The sequence below is a fragment of the Gelidibacter sp. genome (assembly GCF_035577925.1).
In the GTDB taxonomy this organism is placed as follows: Bacteria; Bacteroidota; Bacteroidia; order Flavobacteriales; family Flavobacteriaceae; genus Gelidibacter.
Map to the genome: position 1 here is coordinate 1 of NZ_DATJCY010000296.1, position 8515 is coordinate 8515.

Annotated in this window: 6 protein-coding genes; 3 read left to right on the forward strand and 3 right to left on the reverse strand. The window is 35.0% G+C overall.

Annotation, left to right across the window (positions count from 1 at the left end):
- Positions 1 to 77: 77 nt before the first annotated feature.
- On the reverse strand, positions 78 to 281 hold the full coding sequence (locus VNJ50_RS11595) for a hypothetical protein (protein WP_325582039.1): 204 nt from the start codon (positions 279 to 281) through the stop codon (positions 78 to 80).
- Positions 282 to 665: 384 nt separating this feature from the next.
- Between VNJ50_RS11595 and VNJ50_RS11600 the strand changes: the two genes are divergently transcribed.
- From VNJ50_RS11600 to VNJ50_RS11610, 3 genes are all read left to right on the forward strand, one after another.
- Positions 666 to 3800, forward strand: coding sequence for a SusC/RagA family TonB-linked outer membrane protein (locus VNJ50_RS11600; RefSeq protein WP_325582041.1), 3135 nt, complete (start codon positions 666 to 668; stop codon positions 3798 to 3800).
- A gap of 10 nt (positions 3801 to 3810) precedes the next feature.
- Positions 3811 to 5220 (forward strand): SusD/RagB family nutrient-binding outer membrane lipoprotein, encoded by a 1410-nt coding sequence (locus tag VNJ50_RS11605; protein ID WP_325582043.1) that lies wholly within the window; start codon positions 3811 to 3813, stop codon positions 5218 to 5220.
- A 133-nt stretch (positions 5221 to 5353) separates the two neighbouring features.
- The gene (locus tag VNJ50_RS11610; protein WP_325582044.1) at positions 5354 to 6544 is read left to right on the forward strand and encodes a D-alanyl-D-alanine carboxypeptidase; all 1191 of its coding nucleotides are present in this window, start codon (positions 5354 to 5356) and stop codon (positions 6542 to 6544) included.
- Positions 6545 to 6550: 6 nt separating this feature from the next.
- Here the strand turns inward: VNJ50_RS11610 and VNJ50_RS11615 are convergent, their stop codons facing one another.
- Positions 6551 to 8014, reverse strand: coding sequence for a M14 family zinc carboxypeptidase (locus VNJ50_RS11615; RefSeq protein WP_325582046.1), 1464 nt, complete (start codon positions 8012 to 8014; stop codon positions 6551 to 6553).
- A gap of 6 nt (positions 8015 to 8020) precedes the next feature.
- On the reverse strand, positions 8021 to 8515 hold a 495-nt coding region (locus tag VNJ50_RS11620; protein ID WP_325582048.1), incomplete at its 5' end, for a peptidoglycan recognition family protein.

The window sequence follows — 8515 nt, forward strand, 5'->3', positions numbered from 1 at the left end:
TATCTGATTTAGAACAATTAAAATCAGCATTAATAGAATTTCAAAAAGAAACCCTTCACTAAATTAATGAGGGGTTTTTAGTTTTTGGCATCCCTCCAAACTGGTGTTACCGGTGTTTGTTTGTTAGCTTCAACCGCAGCCCTGTTTCGTGTGACTTCAATTGAAGGATAACTTGCAGGTTTAAACCATGTGCCGGCAAGCTCATCACTTGAATCTGCTTCTTCACACATTTTAAGTGCGATAAATACTTTGTCAGAAAAATCATAATATCTGTAATCCACGAAGTTTCAGGATTTAGAAAATGATGGATGTATTTTTGATTCAAGATGTAGGGGAATTCCCATATTTGTCTGTGTTTAAAGTAGTTGATGGATTGTGAAAACTAGCTTTCAAAAAGCTTTAAAAACAATGCTTATTTTTTTTTTGTTAATATCACTTCAAATTTATTGTAGGAATAATAAAACTATTATATTGGTTGAAATTAACTTAAATAATTGCAGATAATTATGAAATGATCCCAGCTATTTACTATTCGTTAAAGGATACTTCTAAATAAGTACTTTAAAATTTAAAAACAGAAGAATTGCCTAACTAGCATCTTTTGTACAAGAAATGTTCTCTTTTTTTAAGAGAATTGCTTTTTAATTAATCAAACCAATAAACTAATGAGAAAAAAAATTAAAGCTTCTTTCCTTGTTTTTTTCACCACATTAAGCTCATTTGTATTTGCTCAGCAGATAACTGTCAACGGTACTGTTTCTGATGCAGATGGAATGGCATTGCCAGGTGTAACAATACTAGTAAAGGATTCAAGCACAGGAACTACAACAAATTTTGATGGAAAGTATCAAATATCAGCTTCGAAAGGAGCGGTATTAGTATTTTCCTATATGGGTTTTAAAAGTAAAGAAGAAACTATATCAGGTTCAACCTTGAACGTAACTCTATTAGAAGACACTGCCATCTTAGATGAAGTAGTCGTGACGGCAATGGGGATTACCAGGGAGAAAAAATCTTTAGGATATGCAGTTCAAAAAGTATCTTCTGAAGATTTAACACGCGAGCCACAGTCTAATATCGTAAATGCGCTATCAGGAAAAATTGCCGGTGCACAGATTGGGAGCCAAGGAGGTGCGCCAGGCCAAGGAGCGTCTATTGTAATTAGAGGTATAAACTCTATTGATCCTAATGCTGATAATCAACCTTTATTTATTGTTGACGGAGTGCCAATTAGTAATGATACGTATACAACTGGAGGTGGGGCATTAACTGGGATGACCAATCGATCGTCTGATATTAATATGGAAGATATTGAAAGTTTAAACGTTTTAAAGGGTGGTGCAGCAACTGCTTTGTACGGAGTAAGAGCTGCTAATGGAGCTATAATCATCACGACTAAAAGAGGAAAAGGAGGAACAACTACCTTTAATGTAACGGCTTCCACTTCCTTCGATGAAGCCAGTAAATTGCCAAAAGTCCAGAAAAAATATACTCAGGGATGGGCAGGAGTATACGATGATGGGTTTTGGCCGAATTTTGGTCCATCGGTTGAAGAGGCACGAAAAATAGATCCTAATCATAGAGCAGAATTATTTAATAATTTTGAAAATGCATACAAGTCTGCCTATACTAAAAAAATACATTTTAGTGCGTCGGGAGGTAATGAAAAAGGAACGTTTTATGCCTCTATGAACAGGCATGATCAAGACGGTATAATTCCAAACACCAATTATAATAAAATAGGGGCCAAGATTGCAGGTGATATGATGATATCAGATGCGTTTAAAGTTTTTGGTTCTATTGATTATGTGAATTCAGGAGGAAATAAATTTAATGCAAACTCTTTTAATGAGCGATTAATTTACTGGGCATCACAGTATGATGTTAATGATTCTGAGTTTACCGAAGGGCCTTTAGCTGGTACTCAGAAAGGATATTATAGTAACCATACATCGGGTGGAAATCCTATTTTTGGAACTAAAGTCAATAAATTTAATGACGATGTTGATCGCTTTTTTGGGAATCTTGGGTTTAATTTAAAATTATTCGAAGGATTTGATTTAAGCTATCGCTTTGGGTTAGATTATTATTCAGATAGTAGAAAAGCAACAGGACAAGGTCCGACGGGTATTCAAGGAGAATTTACATATAACAGTCAAGGTTTTATCACGGAAACCCGTATTTTGAGTAAAGACTTAACTTCAAATTTTATGGCATCTTACAATAAAGAGTTAACCGATAAGTTTGATTTGGTGGCTAGGGCTGGATTTGATGTTTTTCAAAGAGAATACGATAGACTAACAACTTCTGGCGAAGATTTAGATGTGTATAATTTATACCATTTAAGTAATGCGAAAAACATTTCTACCTCTCAACTATATACGCAAACCAGAACGGTAGGACTTTATGGCGAGGTTAGTCTTTCTTACGATGATTTTTTATATCTAACCATGACGACTAGAAATGACTGGGCTTCTACTTTACCTAAAAAGAATAGATCCTTTAGTTATCCATCAGTTAGTTTGGGATATATTTTCACTGAAAATTTGAACAATAAACCGAGCTGGTTTGATTATGGAAAATTGCGTGGCTCATGGGCTCAGATAGGAAAAGATGCAGTAGGAGCTTATCTAACATCAGATGTATATGAAGCTACAGCAAATAATTTTCCTGTTGATGGTGTAACTGGCTGGACACGACCTAGTAATAAGGCCGATTTCGATTTAAGATCTGAGTTAACCACAGAAATTGAAATAGGTACTGAGTTGAGATTCTTTAATAATAGGTTGGGTTTAGATATTGCTTGGTATAAATCGAATGCAAAAGATCAAATATTGAGTGTTCCTGTTTCAGAAACTTCTGGTTATAGTACATTTACCACAAATGCTGGTGAAATACAAAACTCAGGGATGGAAATTATGTTGAATGCGATGCCAATTAAGACAAAAGATTTTAATTGGAATGTGAATGTTAATTTTTCTAATAATAAAAACAAAGTAACCAACATACGTGATGGGATTGCAAGTGTGTTTGTAAGTAGTCAATCTGGAATGCCTAATGCTGGAGCGTCTCAACGATTATTCGTGGGAGAACCTTACGGAACTATTTTAGGAACTAGTTATAAACGTTATTATGAGAATCCGGCTGATGAAGATCCACTTTACTTAGAAAAAGATAGACCTTTATTAATAGGAGCTAATGGATTTCCAGTGAAAAATTTCACTCAAAAAATAATTGGTAATTCCACTCCCGATTGGATGATGAATATTAGTAATACGCTGCGATATAAAAATTTAAGTTTGACTTTTAATTTTGATTTCCGTCAAGGATTTGAAAAATTCAATAATCTTGATAACTATATGGCTGGTTTTGGTCAGGCACCTTATACGCTTAACAGAGAGGACTTTATTGTGTTTGATGGCTATCTAGCCGATGGAACAAAAAACACTAAGCAAGTTTGGTTAGGACAAGGAGTTGGTCCAGATGGTGTAAATTATGGTAATGGGTATTATAGAGACTATCAAAGACAAATGACTGAGAATTTTGTTCAGGATGCTTCGTGGGTTAGACTAAAAGACATGAGTTTAACTTATAATCTACCAAAAAGTTTAATCGAAAAAGTAGCTTTATCCAATGCAAGTATTACCGCAAGTGGACATAACTTATGGTTGAGCACTAAATATACGGGGTTTGATCCTGAAAGTTCATCCAGTACATCGGCTAATATCTCATCTTTTGATGGATTGTCTGCTTATCCAAGTCTTAGGTCTTATGCTATGACGTTACGTTTAACATTTTAAATTAAATTAAATGAAAAAATTCAGTATAGTTTATATAGCTATGATATTTATCTTTTTTAGCTGTGATAAGTATCTTGATATTAATGATAACCCAAATGGTGCTATCTCTCCCCCAATAGCAGGCTTATTATCAAATGTCACATATAATTCAGCTATTAATGTATATAGAGTGGGTTACACTACTTCTTATTTTGTACAATATAATGCTTCTCCCAATAGTGGTGGATCATCGGATACTCACCAAAGAATAAATACCGATGGAATATGGACAAATATTTATAATATTTCGGGCGATATTTCTGATTTGATTAAGTTTGGAAAAGAGCAAGAGTCTAATCATTATGTAGGAATTGGAAAAATTCTTATGGCATTGAATATGGGAATGGTTGTAGATTTGTATGGCGACGTTCCTTATTCCCAGGCATTTAATTTTGAAACCATTACCCCTCAGTATGATAAGGATGTCGATATGTATGACAGAATTATTTCTTTGTTAAACGAAGGTATTAATGATTTAGAAAGAGATAATGAAGGGGTTGCTTTGAAATCTAGCAATGATTTTATCCATAGAGGAAATGTAAGAGCCTGGATTAAAACGGCATATGCTTTAAAAGCAAGGTATTTAAATCATCTGTCCAAGACAGATAAAGATGATGTGTCAGCAATTCTGGATGCCGTAAATCAGTCATATGCATCCAATTCTGATGATGCACAACTTACTACATTTAAGACAAGAAATCCATGGAATCAAGTGGCCTTAAATAATGATAATTTGGAATTAGATGGTTGGTTGTCATCAAATATCATAAATGCGATGAATGGAGAAACCTACGGTGTATTTGATCCAAGACTACCTCATATTACACGCCCTTTGCCTGATGGTTCTTTTGTAGGAACACCCAATGGAGCAGGTAGAAAAGGAAGTGGTTCTATTCAAGAAGAAACCTATTTAACACAAGATGGATATTATTCAAGTATTAACTCTCCATTGACCATTATAACTTATTCTGAACTTAAATTTATTGAAGCTGAAGCTTATTTGAGAGCTGGTAACGATAATGAGGCATATATTGCATATTTGGAAGGAATAAGGGCAAATATGGAAAAAATAGGTGTTGATGATTCCGAAATAAATGATTATGTTAATAATCCTGCTATTGCAGTCGGTCAATCTAATATAACCAATAAACTAATTTTTAAAGAGAAGTATGTTGCTATGTTTTTAAATCCTGAATCGTGGGTTGATGTGAGACGCAACGATTATAACTATGATGGATTTATCATACCAAATGGTCTTAATTCTGATTTAGGTGGCAAGTTTAGCAGAAGATTTGATTATCCTGATACAGAACAACAGCGTAATAGTGATAACTTACCATCTTTAACTCTTTTGGATAGAATATTTTGGGATGTACCCTAAGTAAATTTTTATGAAGAATACTTTTAATTTCAATAACAGTTCAGTACGTTTTACTCAATTACGGCGGTTGACCTTTATTGCGGCTCTCTCTTTACTTTTAGTTAACTGTAAATCAGCTAAAATTTCCAGTCATTTGGAAAAATCTATTAATGCTAATTTTTTCGATAACCAGTTTACGGGTTTTATTGTGTATAATCCAAGAACAAAAGACACGATTTTCAACCATAATGCCAATCGGTATTTTGTGCCTGCAAGCAACACCAAGATTTTTACACTTTTTACCGGTTTGCAGTATTTGCCAGATCATGTTCCTGCACTAAAATATGCGGTGCATCAGGATACTTTGATTATAAGAGGTACTGGCGATCCTAGCTTTTTACATCCTTATTTTAAGGATAGTACAGCTTTAAATTTCATAAAAAACTACAAAGCGGTAAAGCTGATTTCGGATAATTACGCCAATGCTAAGTTTGGTCCGGGTTGGGCATGGGAAGATTATGACACTTATTATAGTCCGGAGCGAAGTGGTTTTCCACTTTATGGAAATGTTGCTTCGATTTCTAGAAATGAAGATCAACTGGTAGTATATCCTAAATTTTTAGAATCCCAAACCAGTTTTTCATCATCTGTTAAAAGACGAGACTTTAACGTTAACAACTTTTATTACCGATTGACACGAAAGGATACCATCCAAGTGCCATTTGTATTGGATACTGAAATGGTTCAAAGTTTATGGAACGATTTGCTGCCAAATAAAGTAGAATTGATAGCAGGGAAGGATATTAAAACCGATCAAACGCTTTACAGTATTCCTACGGATAGTTTATACAAACGGATGATGCTCGTGAGCGATAATTTTCTAGCTGAACAGATTTTGATTTTAGCATCTTCGACGGTTTCTGATACCTTAGACGCCGATCCTATTAGAAAATCGATGCTCGACAATCAGTTGAAATTTTTAAAACAACCACCAAAATGGCGTGATGGATCTGGATTGAGTAATTATAATCTCATCACACCATTGTCGTTGGTTCAGCTTTTGGAAAAACTCTATACTGATATTCCGAGAGAACGGTTGTTCAATTTTTTCCCGGCAGGAGGTAAAAGTGGTACGCTCAAAGATTGGTTTGCTGGCGAAAAAGAACCTTACATTTTTGCTAAAACAGGAACTTTGTCAAGTGCCTATTGTGTAAGTGGTTATTTAGTTACTAATTCTGGCGAAGTGCTCATTATTAGTTTTATGAACAACCATTATGTAACGAGTTCCAATGCTGTAAAACCTAAGATGCAAGAACTTTTTGAATACTTGCGCGATACGTATTAATAGTATTTACTTATAGAAAATTGCGTTTTTAAAGTTGGTTTCTTTGGTGTTTAGATTGATAAGAAAACCATTGACAACGGCATAATCCACACGACCGTCTTTTTGAAGGACAAAGTTTGGATTATTTCCGATATTCACATAAAATCCAGGAACTTTTTGGTCTTTATCCAAAATGTTTATAGGAATGGAAATGTCTTTGTCTTGTTGTGAAAACTCAGCTAAACGCACATAGGTATAACCTTGTTTTAATAGACTATAAATATCCATGTTTTTCAGGTCATCCATAGTTTGGATGACCTTTGGATATTCTTTTCCCTCAATTAATCGATATCCTGTGGCATCCAGAGTTTCATAGCCATAAAATGTTGATAGATCGCCTTTATCAATGATACTGCCAACATTATAAAACGTGCTATGGTGTTTGTCATCAACTTCCAAATGATTGATGCCCAAGTCTAAAATATAATCTTTTCCTAAAAGTTTATGGGTAAATCGCTCGATTTTTAAATCGAACAATTTTCGATCGTTTTGTGGGATTTTCTCATAGTCATCAATCGCAATAGCCTTGTAGTTTCCGTTAGCAATCGTATAACATGCCGATAAAATGGATACATAATTGAGTTTTCTGATTTCCTGTTTTTCAGCATCATTTTTATAGCCACCAGATTCTATTAATATGGCGCTAGTTCCCCATTTTTGGATATTATCACCAAAAGCACGCGGTTCAAAATCGTCATTATAACGTCCCACTTGCCCCGGAGCATATTTTTGTATGATGGCATTCATAAAGACAATGACTTTCATGGCGTTTCCACGCACGTCGTTAATGTCTTTTTCATAGTTAAAAGCTGGTGCCAAATAGGAGATCGTGGCTGGTTTGGGTGTGCGTTCAGCATTATAATACGTACTTTGATCATGAAGATTAAAACCAAAATCGGCATTTAGGCTATCTCTAATGCGTTTTAAAACTTGTCCTTCCGGAGATTGTAGCATCAGCGCATCTCTATTAATATCGATCCCTAAAGCATTGCGACGGCTAAATACTTCTGCACCATCAGGATTAAGCATCGGCATAAAATGAAGTGTTAATTTGCTCAGAAGTTCTTTTTTTTCAGCTTTAAAATCAGAACTGTTCAAGAAATTAAAAATATCGAAAATGGCTTGGGTTGCGGTGGGTTCGTTGCCATGCATTTGAGACCATAAAAAGATATTGGTAGGGCCATTGCCAACACTAATAAGGCTGATGCTTTTGCCTTTGATGCTTTCACCAACTTTTTTGACGGTATAAGCCGAATGGTTTTTAAGTTGATTAATAAGTGGCTGGATATCATCGTGTTTGATGCGTCGTTTATCTAAACTTTGTTCCTTGTATTTGGAATAACTGTCGTAAAGACTAGTGGTTATATCATTAACCTGCGCTATTGCAGAAAATGAAAAGAGGGCCAATAGAACGGTAAATATGTTTTTCATAAGTTGTTAATTCTTTATTGGTACCGGTTTTAAATTGAGTTTTTGGGTGCCTTTCCGCACGGCATCCATAAAATCTTCTCCCGGATCAGTTTTTACGGTTCTGTAACCTTCATCTGTTTCGAGCCATAAGTCATGACCTTCAAAATTGGTGTATTCATAATGACCGATAACATATTCAATAGGATATTTTTTGCTTAAATAATTGACCAGCCAAATGTTTGATTTTATTTGGGCTTTGGTCAATGGTAAGTCTTTCGTTCCACCAACATTTTCAACGCCAATGGCTGTATGGTTCAATCCAATCACATGTCTGGCCATGGTGGTTTCGGGCATTAAACGGTAAATAGTACCATCCTGATCGACTAAAAATTGTGAAGAAACGTTTAAACTACTGGCTGTAACCAGATCGGGTCTGCCCGGTAATTTGGACGGATTAAACGCATCAAACGTTTGTTGAAAAGTCGGGATTACCGTCCAATGCAATACAATCATTCTTGGAGT

Bases quoted from the DNA above. Each gene is read 5' to 3' on its own strand.
- VNJ50_RS11615 (WP_325582046.1), bottom strand. From the start codon at position 8,014: ATGAAAAACATATTTACCGTTCTATTGGCCCTCTTTTCATTTTCTGCA.
- VNJ50_RS11600 (WP_325582041.1), top strand. From the start codon at position 666: ATGAGAAAAAAAATTAAAGCTTCTTTCCTTGTTTTTTTCACCACATTA.
- VNJ50_RS11605 (WP_325582043.1), top strand. From the start codon at position 3,811: ATGAAAAAATTCAGTATAGTTTATATAGCTATGATATTTATCTTTTTT.